Below are 16,341 nucleotides of genomic sequence, written 5' to 3'. Positions count from 1 at the left end.
ATGTGGCACCCTCGCCCACGGTAGGCAAGGAGCAACTCACGTTGCCCCGGTGGAATTTCCGCCCGGTGCCACCGGCATTCCCGTCCGTGAGGGCGTTGTCGCAGCCCAGGCCGGGGCTCGGTCCACGTAGGACGAAGCCGTTCGCGGCGGCGGGCACGTCCTGCCGACCGGACGGAACCGGTCACTCGGGCGCGGCCGGCCACCGGCCTACTGGTGGACGATGATCGGGTCGCCGAGGACCGCGTAGGTGTCCTCCTGGGCGTCGGTCTTGCCGTCGCGCCCGGCGCAGGTCATCCGGAGGCTGACCACACCGGTCAGGTCCAGCGTCACCTTCGCCGGATGCCCGACCGACACCTCCACCGGCTTGGCACGCAGCTTGCGGCCGTCCTGGTCGTAGAACGAGAACTCCGCCACGATGCCGAATGTGTTGTCGGTGTTGTCGTCGATGCCGGCCGTGGCGCTGAAGCGGGAGCTGCCGGCCACGTTCCACTGCAGGACCGTGCTGGTCGCGGTGTCGCAGTAGAACGAGATGCCGCGCGAGTACCGGTCGGCGGACAGGCTCACCGCCTTGGCGCTGTAGCTACCGTCGATCACGTCTTCGCTGTCGAGGTACTTCGTCGATCCGGGAGCGGGAGTCCCGGGGCCGTCGCCGGACGGCTCCACGGTGGCACCCTCTTCCCCGGTGTCGCTGGGGTCCGGCTCCGGGGTCGCCTCCGGCGTCCCGCTCGGCGTCGGCGCGACCTCCGCGCCGGGCGGCACGGGATCGAGGGTCGCCGGAGCGGTGGCCGGCGCCACCGGCACTGCCGTGGCCCCGAGCACCGGCCCGGTGTCGCCGGCCAGGATCCGCACCCCGGTCAGTGCGCCGGTGCTGATGGCGATGACCGTGACGCCGACGAAGAGCGTCAGCCATTGACGCAGGTCGAGCGCGTGCAGCAGGCCCTTCGGGGGCACGTTGTGCCGTTCGGTGAGCTCGCGGCTGCGGCGATGCCGGACGGTTATCCGCGCCGACGCGATCACCAGCAGGAATGCCACCAGGACGCAGCCGATCAGCAGCGGCACCGCGGTGTCCGCCGTGCCGGCGTAGGCGAAGTACAGCACCAGCCCGGCGATCACCGCGGCCAGTAGGGAAAAGAAGACGAACCCGGCGGCTCTCTGACTCTTCTTCGCGGTGTTCACAGAGCCTGCTCCCTCGTGTGGAATACCCGACACCGAGATCTGACGGACAGGATCTGACGGACCGGCCCGGACTCACACCCGGAACGGGTCGGCTGGACGGCCGGACACCCGCCCCTTCCGTGCACTGCTGCCGAACGATCCGAGGCCTCCGCCGGCGCCGATCGTCGTCGGCGCGCTCCACTCAAGAGCCTGAATGTCGACACGGAGGAGTTTTCACGTGTTCGCGCCATCGCGCACGGCGACGGACTGCACCAAGCTTCGGTGCGTCGGGCGCTGTCCGGTTGGCAGCGTTTCCGATCACCCTCGCATCGTGTTTCCGAAATATCGGAAGGAGCCCTCCATGGGGGTTTCGGATAGCCGGACCGAGCCGCACCAGGTCGATCGCGCACGCACCGGGGGCCGGCCGTCGAACGGGCCGCAGGCCGGTCTCTACGTCTCCCGGTCGGCCGCCGCCGCGGTCCCGCGCGGTACGGCTTCCCGGCCGCCGGGTGACGCCCGGGCCAGGCTCCGCGAGCTCGCCCGCGAGGGCCGGCTCGCCGCCGTGGTCGCCGCCGCCGACCGCACGGAACGGCAGGCGTTCACCGCCGCCGCGTACGACGTCGTCTGGCCGATCGTGTTCTCCCGGCTCACCCGGGGCATCGAGCAGCGCCGGGGGCATCCGGGTTGTGCGGCCGGCATCGATCACCTCGCCGACGAGTGCCTGGACCGGTTTCACGACGACGTCGAAGCCGTGGTGGAGGACGTCCTCACGCACGCGCGCCAGCCGGTCCTCAATCTCGAGGCCTGGATCACCGGCCGGCTGAACGCCGCGACCGTGGACGGTCACCGCCGCCGGCGGGGGATGCGGGGTGCGCTGCAGCGCCCGCGACTGCCCGGCTGGCTGACCCGTGACCTGGGCGGCGACGGCTGGCTGACGGCGCTGGCCACCAGGATGCTGGTGTGGGTGGGCGTCAGCCACACCGCGGGCGCCGAGGTCTGGCCGCTCGAGTCCTGGGCCCAGGAACGCGCCGCGTACACCGGTGACTGGACCAGTCGACCCCGGCATCGTCGCCCGCGAGGTGGAGGCCGTCCTGGCCGCCATGCGCCGGCGCCCCCAGTGGTACGAGTCGTACGTGGAACGCCCGCTCGGCAGGAAGCAGGCGCCGGTCGCGGCGCGGCCGGTGGTGGACGGCACGGCGGAGTCCGCTGTGCCGCTGGCCCTCGGCGACCCGCACGCGCGGGTGGACAGCGAGCTGCGGCGGCTCGCCGCCACGGCGGTCGGCGCGATCGATCAGCGGCGGGGGCACGGCCGGGAGACCAAGGCCATCGTCGTCGAGGTGATCCGGGCGGTGTTCGGCGGCGCGTTGACCGGCACGCTCGACCGGGCGCCGCACGATGTGGCCGATCCGCTGGGCGGGGTGTCCGGCGCGCTGGCCGATCAGGCCACGGTGGACCGGATCGTGGCCACGGTGCGACAGATCGTCGACGAGCGCAAGGGCTGAGCGCAGGACGCGGCCCGGCGCCGGTGTAGCCGCCACTACGAACCGGCGCCGGGCCTGCCCCCCTGGGCCACTGGCTCCCGTCCTCGTCGTCCCGGAGCGGGTCGCCGTCGTGGCCATGCCGTCAGACGTCGAGTCTCCCGGTGGCGGAGACCGACGCCAGCGCGCGAACGGGTCCCTCCGCGGCCGGTTCGGCCAGCTCACGGCGCAGGACGTCGGACAGGTGGCTCGCCGCGCGCGTCGCCGCGAGCCGTCCTCGGCGCAGCAGGGTCAGATCCTCGACCGCGCAGGCCGGCGGGCTGTGGTCGAGGGCGGCCGCCAGCTTGGCGTGGCACCGGGCCCAGGCGGTCAGCGAACGCGCCAGGGCGTGCTCCACCTGCTGATCGGTCATCTCCTCGGTGCGGACGCTGGTCAGCAGCTGCTGCCGGAAGGGCCAATAGGACCAGACCTTGGTCTCGTCGATGAGTTGTTCGACCGCGTCGGTGCGCAGGTAGAGCAGGGCGATCGCCACAGAGTCGGGCCGGCTGTCGGCGATCAGGTCGTCGATCATCCGGTGCCGGGCGTGCGCGCCGGCGACCTCGTAGAAGGTGCTTCGGCGGCCGAGCGGCAGGGCCGCGGTCACGACGCATTTCCAGGTCAGCGCCCGCCCGGGCCGGGACGCCAGCAGCCCGGCCACGGACCGGAAGTAGACTTCTTTGGTCTGCCAGTGATTGCGGCGCGCGGACGTGTTGCCGGCGAGCCGCTCGTGCCACCCGCCGATGACGCTCGTGCTGAGGTCCTCAAAGTTCGTCGATGACATCGCCCACTGTCCCTCGGTCGGCTTCGCCCTCCGAGCGTCTCCGGTGGGCGCCTGCTCCGGCATCACGTGTTCACGTGGTTCTGGCCGCGTTGCCCGGTCACGACGTCCAGGACCAGGTCCCAGTCGGACGGTGCGCCGTCGGTGCGCCAGGCGATGTGCTGGTCGGGCCGCACCAGCACCAGGCGGCTCTCCCAGCGGGCTCGCACGGCCCTGTCGGCCACGGCCAGGTGGGCCGTCGGGATCCCGCGGGCGCGCGCCGACGCGACCAGCGGTGTCCCGCTGCCGTCGTCGCTGAGGTCCACCAGGGTGAACTGCGGGCCGAGCCGGTCGAAGAGCTGGCCGCCGTCCGGCAGCCGGACCGCCGGCGGACGGGTGCCGGGCAGGGTCGTATCGGGGGCGGATCCGTTGCGGCGTGCGCCGGTCTCCTGCCAGACCACAGGTGAACCGGGATGCCCGCCCCCGAGTCCGGTGCCGGAGGTCTCCATCTGGGACGCCTCCTGGCGCAGCACGTCGGCGAGGAACTCCCGGGAGGCGCCGGCCGCCGACAGCCGGCAGAACCGGCGCCGGGTCTCGAAGGCGCGTGCCAGGAGTTCCCGGTCGAGCAGCGCCTGCCTGCGGCGTTCCCCCTGGTAGCTGGCGAGCAGCGTGGGACCGCCCCAGCCGTTGATCGCCGCGGCGAGCTTCCAGCCCAGGTCCACGGCGTCACCGATGCAGGTGCCGACGGAGGCGCCCGGCGGGACGAACCGGTGCGCCGCCTCGCCGACCAGATAAGCCGTCCCCCGGCTGTAGTCGGTCGCGACACCCAGCGAGTCGTCCCACTGCGCCATGCCCAGGATCTCGGGCGGTTCCAGCGCGATCCCCAGCCTCTCGTGCACCAGCCGCGCCGCATCGGTGACCGTCGACTCGCCCGGTGGCAGGGGGAGGTGACCGATCCAGAGGTCGCCCTCGCGGCCGCGGTGCAGGGTGATGCCCTCGGCGATGATCGTCGACGGGCGGTCCGGCCGGTAGGCCAGCTCGGAGCTGCGGAAGTACACCGTGCAGTGGTGACTGCCCGGGCCGAAAGGGAGCAGCGGCACGCCGAGACAGCGCCGAACGGTGCTCTGCGCACCGTCACAGCCGGCCAGGTAGCTCGCCTCGATGACGTGGCGGACGCCGGTCTCGGCCGCCAGGACCGTGGCGATCGTGCCGTCCTGCTCGAGTCGCAGGTCGGTGAAGGTCCAGCCCTCCCGCAGCTCGATCAGGGGGTGCCGGCGTACGGCGTCGCGCAGCCCACCCGTCAGTTCCGTGCCGGCGACCAGGGCGTACGGCTCGACCGGGGCGCTGCCGTCGCTGCTGGTCGCGTACCGGCGGCGCAGTTGGTTCACCGACGTGACCGGCGTGACCAGGACCGGGAGCTGATCGAGGCCCTGGCTCCAGACGACATCGGCGCCGTGGTCCGGGCCGGGGTCGTGCTCGCGGATGCCCGTGCTCAGGCCCAGCCGCCGCAACAGTTCCATGCTGCGGCCCGGCACGAGATTGAGATCCGGTTGCCGCTGCGGCCGGGACGCCCGCTCCACCACGATGCTCGCCACGCCGTGGTGGGCCAGCTCGAGCGCCAGGACGGAGCCCGTCACCCCGGAACCCACCACGAGCACGGAGGTACGGAGCACAGGTGCCATCGTCGAACCCACTTCCGCCGTCGTAACCGTCGCGCTACGTACGGCCATGGTGGTGGAGGGGTGGTCGCCTGTGCATCACGTACTTCCGGTATTACCGCCACATTCTCGGGCCACCAGCGAGGCGAGCTCCACCCGCCGGTTGATCTCCAGCTTGCAGAAGATCTTGCGGAGGTGGCTGTCGACGGTGTGTCGCGACAGATACAGGTGCTCGGCCGCCTCGATGTTCGTCAGTCCCTTCGCGACCAGCAGCGCGACCTTCCGCTCGGCGGCGGACAACTGGGGCAGGCAGGGCGGCGGTTGCGGCGCCGGCGCCGGTGCGGCCGTGCCGCGCCAGCCGCCCAGCCTGGCCTCCAGCCGCCGCCGGGCGCCCGCCGCGCCGCACTCGGTCATGATCGTCAGCGCCTCGTCGTACCAGCCCCGCACGTCCACCGGCTCCGCCGAGGTCTGGCCGGCGACGGCGGCGTCGGCGAGCGCCGCGGCCAGCGCCAGCGGCCGGGAGGTCGACCGGAAATGATCCACGGCCACCAGCAGCGCGGCCGGATCGTGGCGAGCCAGCCCGTCGGCGTGCGCGGCCGCGCCGGCCGCCGACCTCGACGCCGGGTTGCGCCGGGCCAGCTGCTGGGCGGCGTCGACGACGAGCCCGGCCCGAACCGGGTCCCCGGCGGCCAGCGCGATGCCGGTCAGGCCCGCCGCCGCTGCCGGGTCGTGGCCGAGCAGCGCGGGCCGGGTGGGCAGGGCGTCGTAGAGCCCGGTCAGCATGGCCATGGCAGCCCCGGACCCGCCGGTCGCGTGCAGCAGCAGCGCCTCGGGCCAGTCCACGTCCTCCGGCGGCGCGGTGATCCCGGTGCCGATCAGCGCCCGCATGCGTGCCCGGTGCTCCTGGGCCTGAGCGGTCTCGCCGCGCAGCACGGCCAGCCTGATCAACGTGCCGAGCAGCGGAACGGCCAGCTGGTACGCCGTCCGTTCGGCGGTCTCCACCCCGGCGTCGGCCTCCGCGACGGCGTCGTCGAGCCGGCCGCGCGCCGTCAGGAGATTCGCGTAGTAGTAGTGGAACAGCGGCTGCGCCCACGCGGTGCCGAGCCGCTCCGACTCCTCGCGTCCGTGGCGGAATGTCCGCTCCGCCGCGTCGAACAGGTCCAACGTGACCTGCGCGCTACCCAGCCAGATTCGTGGGTGGCGGTGCAACGACTCGCCGCCGGAGCGATCGGCGAGCTCCGTGGCGGTCTCGGCGTACGCCAGGGCGTCGTCCAGCCGCCCCTCGGCGTGGGCGACCAGGCTGCGGGCGGTCAGGCCGAAGACCGAGGCGCCGTACTCCCGGCTGGCGCGGCCCAGCCGGTCGGACTCGGCGCCGGAGCGGTCCGCCTCGCCGAATTCGTCCACGTAGAACAGGGCGTGGGCGCGGATCGCGTAGAGCCGCGCCCCGATCGCCGGGGAGATCCCGGGTGCGGCCAGGCCACGGTCGGCGTACCGGACCGCGGTGCGGTTCTGCCCGGCGTGCTTGAACGCCTCGGCCAGCCCGAGCAGCAGGATCGCGGCGGTCTCGCCGCCCAGGTCGGCGCGTAGCGCCTCCTCGCCCAGCTCCCGCGCCTCGACCAGCCGGGCCGCCGAGGCGAGCAGGCCCACCGCCTCGGCGATCAGCGTGGCGCGGTCCGGGCTGTGCGCCCCGATCGAGTCGAGGGCGTGCATCATCAGTGTCGCCGCGGTCGCCGGGGCGGTGCCGGCGACCTGCTTCGCCGCCGTGCGGAGCAGCGCGACCGCCTCCGGAGCGCCCGCCCGGCCGCTCAGCAGCAGGTGCTCCGCAACCTCGAGGGCGGGCCGGCCCTCGTCCTGGGCGACGGCGGCGGCGCCGCGGTGCAGCTGCTCGCCGACCGCCTTGGGCAGGGTGCTGTGGACGGCCTGCCGGACCAGGTCGTGCGCGAAGGTGAGGCCGTCGCTCTCCTCGGCCAGGAAGTCACCGAGCGCCCGCTCGATCATCGGGAACAGCTCCGCCGGCGGCCGGCTCACCAGCCGGGCCGCCGCCTCGACGCTGAACGGGCGCGCGAACACCGAGCTGGCCCGCACCAGCCACTGCGCCTCCGGCGGCAGGCTGGTCAGGACGTCCTTGACGGTGTCGATGAAGCTCGACGGCAGCTCCGAGCCGATCACGGACGCCACCCGGTCGCTGATCAGGAGCTGTCGCGTCACCCGCAGGGCGGTCACCAGCTTGGCGATCCGCAGCGGGTTGCCGCCGCAGGCCGCGGCCAGGGCGAGCACGGTGTTGTCCACCTCGGCCCCGGCGACGCCGGCACAGAGCCGGGCCGTCGCCCCGTCGTCCAGCACGCTCAGCGGCAGGGTCTCGGCGCCGCTGCGCGACAGCCAGGTCAGGGTCTGGAACCCGGGGGTGTCGGGTGTCACCGGACGGCCGGCGAACAGCCAGCGCACCGGCGACGACGCCAGGGCGGGCACCAGCTCCCGCACTGCCAGCGCGCTGAGCTCGTCCATCCAGTGCGCGTCGTCGATGATGATCAGCAGCGGCTGGCGGGCGGCGAGGTTCTCGAGCCCGGCGCGCAGGCGTTCGAGGGTCCGGTAGTGGTCCTCGGGGACCGGTCGCTCGGACAGCCAGTCGAACTCCGTGGTCGCGGGCCGGCAGTTGCGCAGTCCGCTCGCCAGGGTGACCAGCGGGGCGGCCAGGTCCAGCTTGAAGGCCTCCCGCGAGGCCACCGCCAGGTGCAGGGAGCCGGCATATTCGGTCGCGGCGCGCAGCAGGTGGGACTTGCCGATGCCGGGTGGCCCGGTGACCAGGAGGCAGCCGCCGGCGCCCTCCGCCGTCTCGCGGAGCGCGCGGTGGATCACGGCCAATTCATGATCGCGACCGAAAGTGCTGGTCACAGCTTCCCGCCGGCGTCACGACCGGCGGCGCCGGCCGCCCCGCGAATACATTCCGTGTTCAGGGTGGGCTCCGTTGCTTCATTGACGGGGGTCAGAGGGTGATTGTGCGGGAAGCCGGCGTCCGGCGCTAATAACGCTTCGGTCTCTCTTGTGTTCCCGGCGAGCGCGAACGAGCGCCGTTTCGCGATCGCGGCCACCCGGCCGAATGTCGTTCATGGACGTTCCGGCGGTCATCTCGGCGAAAAGACGGGCGACAATTCTGGATCATGCGAGTACGCCAGAACGGAGATCAACATTTCCCGCAGGATGTCCGGCCCGTGCTCGGTGAGAAGCGATTCCAAATGGAACTGTGCGGCCCGGATCCGGGCCGCGACCAGCGCGTGCACGACTCCGGTCGCCGACTGGCGGAGCACCCGCACCGGCCCCGGCACGAGCGGGCTGTGCAGCACGTCCGTGTCGCTGACGGCCGCGAAGGAGTTGTAGAAGCCCACCGACTCGGGCCGGCCGCACCAGTCGATGGTCCGGCGGACACCCTGCTCGGGTTCACCCAATCGGGTGACGGTCAGACCCAGCTCCGCCGCGAGCACCTGGTGGCCCAGGCACACCGCCAGCATCGGGGTCCGGGTCTCGAGCAGGCCGCGCACGAGATCGTGCAACCGGGCGATCCTGGGATCGGCGCGGTCCCCCGGATCACCGGGGCCCGGCCCGACGAGCACGGCGTCGTACGCGCCGTCCGGTTCGGCGTCCCAGCGGCGGATCCGCACGACCACGCCGAGCTGCTCGGCCATCCGCGCGAGCATGGCCGTGAAATCGTCGTCGGCGTCCACCAGCAGCAGCCGCCGCCCGGCCAGCTCCGGCGGGACGGGCCCGACCGCTCCCCGGCCCCGCCAGAAGTGGGACAGCCCGTCGTTGCGGGCCCGCAGCGCCGAGCGCACCCGCGCGTCGCCGACCGCCATCCGGCCGGCCGACGGTGCCGGCGCCGTACCCGGGGCGCGGAGCGTCTCGATCAGCGCGGCCGCCTTCGCCCGCGTCTCCGCGGCCTCGGCCCGCGGGTCGCTGCCCCGCACCAGGGTGGCACCCACCGCGACGCTGACCCGGCCGCCGGCGTCGATGTCGGCGGTGCGGATGATCAGGGCCGAGTCCAGGGTCCGGCGGCCCCGGTGCCGGCCGACCAGGGCGAGCACGCCGCCGTAGTAGCCCCGCCCGGTGCGTTCCCGGTCCGCGATGACCTCGCAGGCGCTGGCCACCGGGCTGCCGGTGACGGTCGGCGCCGGCGTGGTGTGGCGCAGCAGCTCACGCACGTCCAGGCCGGTCCGGCCGTCGATGACGTATTCCGTGTGGGCCAGCCGGGACATCGGCCGTACCCACGGCCCGTGCACCCGGCCGCCGCCGTCGCACACCCGCGCCATCATCTTGAGTTCCTCGTCCACCACCATCAGCAGTTCCGCGGCCTCCTTGCGGTCGTCCAGGAAACGCAGCAGGCCCGCGGTGTCCGGCCCGGACGGCGGATACCGGTAGGTGCCGCTGATCGGGGTCATCGTCGCCACCCCGTCGTCGAGCCGCAGGTGACGCTCCGGTGTCGCGCCGGCCAGCGTTCGGCCGTTGAAGTGCACGACGAAGGTCCAGTAGGCGCCCCGCTCGGCGAGCAGCAGCCGGCGGAACAGGGCCAGGGCGCCGCTCCGCGACCACCCGTCGAACGCGGCCCGGAAGCTGCGCCGGACGACGAAGTTGGATCCGTCGCCCCGGCCGATGCTGCGGTCCAGGACGTGCCGGACGATCGTCGCGTACTCGTCGTCCGGCACGTCGAAGCCGCCGCCGTCCAGCGCCGGCATGGCGGTCGGCAGCCGCCGCAGCGCCTCCTCGACCGGCATCCGGGCCTGGGCCGCGACCCGCATGGCGATCAGCGGTTCGTGGTCGTCGACGCACCGCAGTCCGCGTTCGCTGATCTGCCGGAACGGCAGCACCGCCAGCAGCTCGTGGCCGTCGCCGCCGGTGGCGCCGTCGGCCGTGAGCGGCAGCTCGGCCAGGGTCCGCACCACCTCCGGTTCACCGACGAGGATCTCCACCCGGTCGGTGCCGGCGCCCGGGCGGTGCAGCAGCGCGAATGCGGACGACGGTGGCATCCCGAGGATGCCCGGATCGGCACCCGGCGAACCGATCGGCGCGGCAGTCATGGTCGCCTCCAGGGCTGGCAGGAATGCCCGCAGCATCGCCGCCCGGCGCGAGGGCGGACAACTACTCAAACGCTCAGGCGGAATGTCGCCGAAATCTCCCGGCCGGGCGGCTGAGCTGCGCGGTCAACCATGGTGGCCGCTTTCCGAAGGGTCTTTTCCCGCCCACCTACTCAGGTGAGTAGTGGGGCGGCCGGTCGGTTCCGGATAGCGTTTCGCCTCGTTCACGGTGACTACGGGAATACGAGGAATTCACCATGCAGATCAACGACACATTCGCCCGGAAACTGCGACTGCGACATCTGTACCGGCACGATGCCGCCGGGCTGCTCGTCGTGCCCCTCGACCACGCGATCGGCGCCGGGCCGCTCACCGCCGGCCGGGATCTCGACAGCCTGGTCGCGGAGATCGCCGACAACGGCGCCGACGCCGTGGTGCTGCACAAGGGAGCGCTCCGCCGGGTCCATCCCCGGCGGTTCCGGCAGATGTCGCTGATCCTGCAGCTCAACGCGGGCACGTCGCTGGCTTCCGATCCCGACGCGAAGTACCCGGTGGCCACCGTGGCGGAGGCGTTGCGACTCGGCGCCCACGCCGTGAGCGTCCACGTGAACGCCGCGTCGCTGACCGAGGACCGGCAGGTGGCCCACCTCGCCTCGGTGGCCGGGGCGTGTGACCGGTGGGGTGTCCCGCTGCTCGCCATGATGTACGTCCGCGGCCCGGACGTGGTCGACGGCACCGCGCCGGCCCTCGTCACGCATGCCGTCGCGATCGCCACCGAGCTGGGCGCCGACCTGGTCAAGACCGCACTGCCGGCGGCCGCGGCGGTGACGGCCGGGATCACGGCGAGTTGTCCCGTACCGGTCCTGGCGGCGGGCGGCGCGGTGTCCGGCGGGGCGGACGCCACCCTGGCCCGGCTGGCCGCCGCGGTCAGCGCCGGCGCCGGCGGGATCGCCGCGGGGCGCCTGGTGTTCACCGCCGACGACCCCGGTGCCGTGGTGCGGCGCCTCGCCGCGCTGGTCCACGGCCGGGTCCCGGTGCCGGCGCGATGAGCGCCGCGCGGACGACCAAACAGTGCTGGCTCGATATCCGGTCGGCCGGATCATGGAAGCGGGCCGTCTCCGAGGAGGCAGTCCACCAGCGGTTCGACGCGATCGTCGCGGCCGACCCCGCCGACCTCGAAGCCCTGCCGCCGACCGTGACCCGGGTGCTCGCCCCGGCCGGAGCCGACCTGCCGGCCGCGTTCGGCGACGCCGACCTGGTCATCGTCGACCCGCTGCGGCACGGCGATCCCGCCGTGCTGGCCGGGCGCCATCCGGGCATCCGCTTCGGCAGCCGCCACGAGGTCGTCGACCAGCCCAGCCTCGCGGCGGCCTGCGAGAGCGTGCGCCGCGACCCCTGCACCGTCCTGAGCTTCCGCGATCCGACCAACATTCCGATGGAGATCGTGCTGGCCGCCGCGGACGGCAAGGCCGGCCTGATCATCACCACTGTGGCCGGGATCGAGGACGCGGCGGTGCACCTGAGCGTGCTCGAGCGCGGACCCGACGGGATCATGCTGGCGCCGTCCGCGCCCGGCGAGGCCACCGCGCTGTCCGCCGTCGTGCGCTACCGGACGCCGGACGTGGAGCTGGTCACGCTGACGGTCACCGCCGTCACGCACGCCGGAACGGGGGAGCGGGCCTGCGTCGACACGTGCACCTACCTGCGCCAGGACGAGGGAATCCTGGTGGGGTCGCGGGCCAAGGGCATGGTGCTGTGTGTCAGCGAGACGCACCCGCTGCCCTACATGCCGACCCGGCCGTTCCGGGTCAACGCCGGCGCGCTCATGTCGTACACCCTCGCCGACCATGAGTACACGCGCTATCTGAGCGAACTGGAGGCGGGCGGCACCGTGCTGGCGGTCGGCGCCGACGGGCGCACGCGCCGGGTCACGGTGGGCCGGATCAAGATCGAGACGCGGCCGCTGCTGTCCATCGAGTCGCGGGCGCCCGACGGCACCCGGGTCAACCTGATCGTGCAGGACGACTGGCACGTACGGGTGCTCGGACCCGGCGCCACCGTGCTGAACTCGACCACGCTGCGGCCCGGCGACGAGATCCTCGGCTACCTGCCGGGGCGGGAGCGCCACGTCGGCTATCCCATCGACGAACTGTGCTACGAGCAATGACCGGCAGCGCTCCCGTCTTCGACTTCCACGCCAGGCTGGCTCCGCACGACGGGGCCGCGGAGGCGCTGCTGACCGCGATGGACGCGGCCGGGATCAGCCGGGCCGCGGTGTCCGCCGGCGGCCTGATCGGACTCGAGCGGCTGGCCGTGCAGATCGTCGACGGCGGGCGCGCGGAGGTGACGGCCGACAACGATCGGACGTACCGGCAGTGCTCGCGCTCGGCCGGCAGGCTGGTGCCGTTCTTCTTCGCCGACCCGGTCCGGGACACGGAGTCCTACCGCGCGGCCGCGGGCCGGTTCCGGGGCCTGGAGATCTCGCCGGCCGTGCACGGATTCCGCCTCGACGACCCCGCCGTGGCGGTGCTGGTGTCGATCGCCGCCGCGGCGCGGCATCCGGTCTACGTGGTCTGCCTCGGGCGCGCCGGCGCCCGCACCGCCGACCTGGTCGGCCTGGCCCGGTCGTTTCCCGGCGTCACCTTCGTGTGGGGGCACTGCGGCCACACCGGGCTCGACATCGCCGGCCTCGACGAGATCGCCGCCGTCGCGAACATCGTGGCCGAGACCTCGTGCGCCCTCACGGTCACGGCCGGGCTCGCGGTCCGGCGCCTGGGCCCGGCCCGGGTCCTGTTCGGTACGGAATACCCGCTGCAACACCCGACCGTGGAACTGACCAAGGCCGAGGCGCTCGGCCTCGGCCGGCTCGACCGGTACGCCGTCATGTGGGGCAACGCCTGCCGCATTCTCACCGAGGGGACGACATGGCCACGGAGCTGAGCAGGAGACCGCGGATCGGGGACTGGGCCGACTACGCGGAGCTTGAACGGCTGCAGGACGCGCGGCTGGGCCGCACCCTGGCGGCGGCGGCCCGTTCACCGTTCTATCGCCGCCGTGGCACCGGAGTGCCGGCCGGGCGCGCCGAACTGCGGCAGTACGACCTGACCACCAAGGCGGATCTGCGCGAGGCGTACCCCTTCGGCATGCTCGCGGTGGACCGCGCGGAACTGGCGACCTATCACGAGTCGAGCGGCAGCAGCGGCGCCCCGACCGCGTCGTACTACACCGAGGGGGACTGGCTCGACCTGGTCGACCGGTACGCGCGCAAACACGTCCGGATCGGGCCGGCCGACACCTTCCTGGTCCGCACCCCGTACGCGCTGATGATCACCGGGCATCTGGCGCACGCGGCGGCTCGTGCCTGCGGGGCCACGGTGGTGCCGGCCGACAACCGGTCGCTGGCCACCCCGTACGCGAAAGTGGTCCGGGTCCTGCACGACCTGGACGTCACGCTGACCTGGTCGCTGCCGACGGACGCCCTGCTCTGGGCCGCCTCCGCCGCTCTCGCCGGGCTGCGCCCCGGCCGCGACTTCCCCGCGTTGCGGGCGCTGTTCGTCGGTGGGGAACCGCTCAGCCCGGCCCGGCGCGCCCGGATCGCGCAGGTGTGGGACGCCCCGGTCGTGCAGGAATACGGCGCGACCGAGACCGGCAGCCTCGCCGGGGAGTGCCCGTTCGGCAACCTGCATCTGTGGTCCGACCGGGCGATCTTCGAGGTCCGTGACCCGCGGAGCGGGCAGCTCGGCCCGGCGGGGCGCGGGCAGCTCGTCGTCACCCCGCTGTACCGCGAGGCGATGCCGCTGCTGCGCTACAACATCGAGGACGAGGTCGAGGTGTCCTACGCGGACTGCGCCTGCGGCTGGGTGCTGCCGGTCGTCCGGGTCCTGGGCCGGAGCCGGTTCGGGGCGCGGGCCGGCCCGGTCGGCCTGACCCAGATCGGCCTGGAGGAGCTCGTCTTCGGGCTGCCGGCCGAGTACGGCGTCATGTTCTGGCGCGCCCGGACCCGTCGCGACCTGCTGCGGATCCAGATCGAGGTGGGCGGCCGGCACCGCGCGGCGGCCGTGCGGCAGCTCCGGGGCGCCGTCGGCGCGGCCTACGGCATCGAGGCCGAGATCGACCCGCTGCCGCCGGGCAGCCTGGTGCCGACCGAGTCGCTGATCGCCGCGCCCGACGTGATGAAGCCGCGCAGCCTGTTCGGCGACGGCGAGAACTGGGACAAGGCCCTGCAGTACTACTAGCACCGGAGGTAGCCATGGCGAGTCCGCGGATCGCTGTGATCGGAGCAGGCATCGGCGGCCTGACGACGGCCGTCGCACTGGCCCGCGAGGGGGTGCGGTGCACCGTGTTCGAACGCGAGGCGGCCCTTCCGGTCGCCGGTGGCGGCATCCAGCTCTCCCCGAACGCCACGGCGGTGCTGCACCGGCTGGGACTCGCCGCGGCGCTGACCGGCGCCGTCCGGCCGGTCGCCCGCGAGCTGCGCCGCTGGCGGGACAACGAGGTCATCGGGCGGCTGGAGCTCGGGCGGGCGGCCGAGATCCGGTACGGCGCGCCGTACTGCACCATGCGCCGGGCGGCGCTGTGCCGGGCGTTGTTCGACGCGGCCCGGCGCGCGCAGGGCGACGACGCGATCCGGTTCCGGCGGCGTTGCGCCGGGGTCGAGCACCGCGGCGACGGTGTCGTGGTCCGCTTCGACGACGGCTCCGAGCAGCGCGCCGACGCGGTGATCGGGGCCGACGGGATCAACTCGGTCGTCGGCGCCCGGCTGCGCGCGGGCCCCGTGCGCTACAGCGGACACTCGGTCTACCGGGCCGTCTGTCCCGCCGACCGCGTGCCCTGGCTGTCCGTACCGCAGCGGGTGGTGGTGTGGCTCGGCCCGGGCCGGCACTGCGTCACCTACCCGATCGACGGCGGGCGGACCCTCAACCTGGTGGCGACCGTACCGGAACCCATGCCGCCCCGGGCGATCCGCGAGGTGTCCGGCAGCGAGCTGCTCGCCGCGTACGCGGGCTGGCATCCGGCCGTCCGCGGCCTCTTCGCGGTGGCCGGCCGCTTCGATCATCACGGGCTGTTCGACCGGCCCGTGCTGCCGGCCTGGCAGCGCGGCCGCGTCGCCGTCCTCGGCGACGCGGCGCATCCGATGCTGCCGTTCGCCGCCCAGGGCGCGGCCCAGGCCATCGAGGACGCGGAGGCGCTCGCCCGATGCGTGCCCGAGCCGGACGGCTTCGCCCGCTACGAGGCCGCGCGGCGGGCCCGGGTCGAGCGCATCGCCGCCCTCGCCCGGGACGGCCTGCGCGATCACCACCTCGCCGACGGGGCCGAGCAGCGGCTCCGCGACGATCGCCTGGCCCGCGTCGGACCGGCCGATCTCGACTGGCTGTACCAGGACGGCCACCGCCCCGCGGCGCGGGTGGCGCGATGACGGCGCGCCGGCTCGCCCTGGTCACCGGGGCCGCGCAGGGTATCGGCGCGGCGGTCGTCCGGGCCCTGGCTCATGAGGGGCTCCGCGTCGCCGCCACCGACCTGAACGCCGGGGACCTGCGCGACCTGGTGACCGGCCTGACCGCCGCCGGCCACGACGTGCACGGCCTGGTGCTGGACGTGCGGGACACGACGGCTGTGCACCGTGCCGTCCGGGAGGTCGAGGATTCGCTCGGCCCGATCGACGTGCTGGTCAACGTCGCGGGGATCCTGCGGGTCGGTCCGGTGCTGGAGACGACCGACGCCGACTGGGCGGCGGTCTTCGACGTCAACGCCACCGGCGTCTTCCGGCTCAGCCGGGCGGTCGCCCGCTGCATGGTCGGCCGCAGGCGCGGTGCGATCGTCACCGTGGCCTCCAACGCCGCCGGCGTCCCCCGGATGGACCTGGGCGCGTACGCCGCCTCCAAGGCGGCGGCCGTGCACTTCACCCGGTGCCTGGGCCTGGAGCTGGCGGGGTCGGGCATCCGCTGCAACGTCGTGTCCCCGGGTTCGACGGACACGCCGATGCAGCGCGGCATGTGGACGCGCGACACCGACGCGGCCGCCGTCGTGGCCGGCCGCCCGGAGGCGTTCAAGGTCGGGATTCCGCTCGGCCGCATCGCCGACGCCGAGGACGTGGCCGCCGCCGTGGTCTTCCTGGCCTCGGACGCGGCCCGGCACATCACCATGCACGACCTCTATGTCGACGGCGGCGCCACGCTGGGCGCCTGACGCCG

General features: G+C 73.7%; 14 protein-coding genes. 7 read left to right on the top strand and 7 right to left on the bottom strand.

The annotated features are described in order from the left end of the window. Positions 1–207 precede the first annotated feature (207 nt). Entirely contained in the window at positions 208–1,176 is a 969-nt protein-coding gene (locus DMB66_RS49555; protein WP_158647613.1) for an NPCBM/NEW2 domain-containing protein, read from the bottom strand. Between the two features lie 429 nt (positions 1,177–1,605). Then, positions 1,606–1,854, bottom strand: a complete 249-nt coding sequence (locus DMB66_RS63165) for a hypothetical protein (RefSeq protein ID WP_199753092.1) — start codon at positions 1,852–1,854, stop codon at positions 1,606–1,608. A 341-nt stretch (positions 1,855–2,195) separates the two neighbouring features. Here DMB66_RS63165 and DMB66_RS63160 point away from each other — a divergent pair, with 341 nt between their 5' ends. Further along, positions 2,196–2,657, top strand: a complete 462-nt coding sequence (locus DMB66_RS63160; RefSeq protein ID WP_199753091.1) for a hypothetical protein — start codon at positions 2,196–2,198, stop codon at positions 2,655–2,657. Positions 2,658–2,778: 121 nt separating this feature from the next. Here the strand turns inward: DMB66_RS63160 and DMB66_RS49545 are convergent, their stop codons facing one another. The 5 genes from DMB66_RS49545 to DMB66_RS49525 all read right to left on the bottom strand — a co-directional run bounded on the left by DMB66_RS49545 (position 2,779) and on the right by DMB66_RS49525 (position 10,153). After that, positions 2,779–3,453 carry a hypothetical protein gene (locus DMB66_RS49545; RefSeq protein WP_199753090.1) on the bottom strand — a complete coding sequence of 225 codons (675 nt, stop codon included), beginning with the start codon at positions 3,451–3,453 and terminating at the stop codon, positions 2,779–2,781. Positions 3,454–3,515: 62 nt separating this feature from the next. Next, positions 3,516–5,102 carry an FAD-dependent monooxygenase gene (locus DMB66_RS49540; RefSeq protein ID WP_233625392.1) on the bottom strand — a complete coding sequence of 529 codons (1,587 nt, stop codon included), beginning with the start codon at positions 5,100–5,102 and terminating at the stop codon, positions 3,516–3,518. Positions 5,103–5,186: 84 nt separating this feature from the next. After that, a complete protein-coding gene (locus tag DMB66_RS49535; RefSeq protein WP_125811070.1) occupies positions 5,187–7,979 on the bottom strand; it encodes a helix-turn-helix transcriptional regulator in 2,793 nt (930 codons plus the stop codon). Continuing rightward, positions 7,976–8,176 (bottom strand): hypothetical protein, encoded by a 201-nt coding sequence (locus tag DMB66_RS49530; RefSeq protein ID WP_125811069.1) that lies wholly within the window; start codon positions 8,174–8,176, stop codon positions 7,976–7,978. Before DMB66_RS49530 ends, DMB66_RS49535 begins: the two co-directional genes overlap by 4 nt. A gap of 33 nt (positions 8,177–8,209) precedes the next feature. Then, positions 8,210–10,153, bottom strand: a complete 1,944-nt coding sequence (locus DMB66_RS49525) for an anthranilate synthase family protein (protein ID WP_125811068.1) — start codon at positions 10,151–10,153, stop codon at positions 8,210–8,212. Positions 10,154–10,407: 254 nt separating this feature from the next. On the opposite strand from DMB66_RS49525, the gene DMB66_RS49520 reads away from it, so the two are divergent. From DMB66_RS49520 to DMB66_RS49495, 6 genes are read left to right on the top strand one after another with little or no spacing between them, the layout of a single operon-like run. After that, on the top strand, positions 10,408–11,199 hold the full coding sequence (locus tag DMB66_RS49520; RefSeq protein WP_125811067.1) for a 2-amino-3,7-dideoxy-D-threo-hept-6-ulosonate synthase: 792 nt from the start codon (positions 10,408–10,410) through the stop codon (positions 11,197–11,199). Then, entirely contained in the window at positions 11,196–12,317 is a 1,122-nt protein-coding gene (locus DMB66_RS49515; RefSeq protein WP_125811066.1) for a 3-dehydroquinate synthase II family protein, read from the top strand. Before DMB66_RS49520 ends, DMB66_RS49515 begins: the two co-directional genes overlap by 4 nt. Continuing rightward, a complete protein-coding gene (locus DMB66_RS49510; protein ID WP_125811065.1) occupies positions 12,314–13,090 on the top strand; it encodes an amidohydrolase family protein in 777 nt (258 codons plus the stop codon). Before DMB66_RS49515 ends, DMB66_RS49510 begins: the two co-directional genes overlap by 4 nt. Next, complete coding sequence (locus DMB66_RS49505) at positions 13,075–14,385, top strand: phenylacetate--CoA ligase family protein (protein WP_125811064.1); 1,311 nt, start codon at positions 13,075–13,077, stop codon at positions 14,383–14,385. Before DMB66_RS49510 ends, DMB66_RS49505 begins: the two co-directional genes overlap by 16 nt. Before the next feature lie 14 nt (positions 14,386–14,399). Further along, positions 14,400–15,566, top strand: coding sequence for an FAD-dependent monooxygenase (locus tag DMB66_RS49500; RefSeq protein ID WP_125811063.1), 1,167 nt, complete (start codon positions 14,400–14,402; stop codon positions 15,564–15,566). After that, positions 15,563–16,336, top strand: coding sequence for a 2,3-dihydro-2,3-dihydroxybenzoate dehydrogenase (locus DMB66_RS49495; protein ID WP_125811062.1), 774 nt, complete (start codon positions 15,563–15,565; stop codon positions 16,334–16,336). The genes DMB66_RS49500 and DMB66_RS49495 overlap by 4 nt, the downstream gene beginning before the upstream one ends. The last annotated feature ends 5 nt before the right edge of the window (positions 16,337–16,341 follow it).

Source organism: Actinoplanes sp. ATCC 53533 (assembly GCF_003947245.1).
The sequence above is the reverse complement of the archived record's forward strand: the minus strand, read 5'-3'. Positions and strand labels throughout refer to the sequence as shown.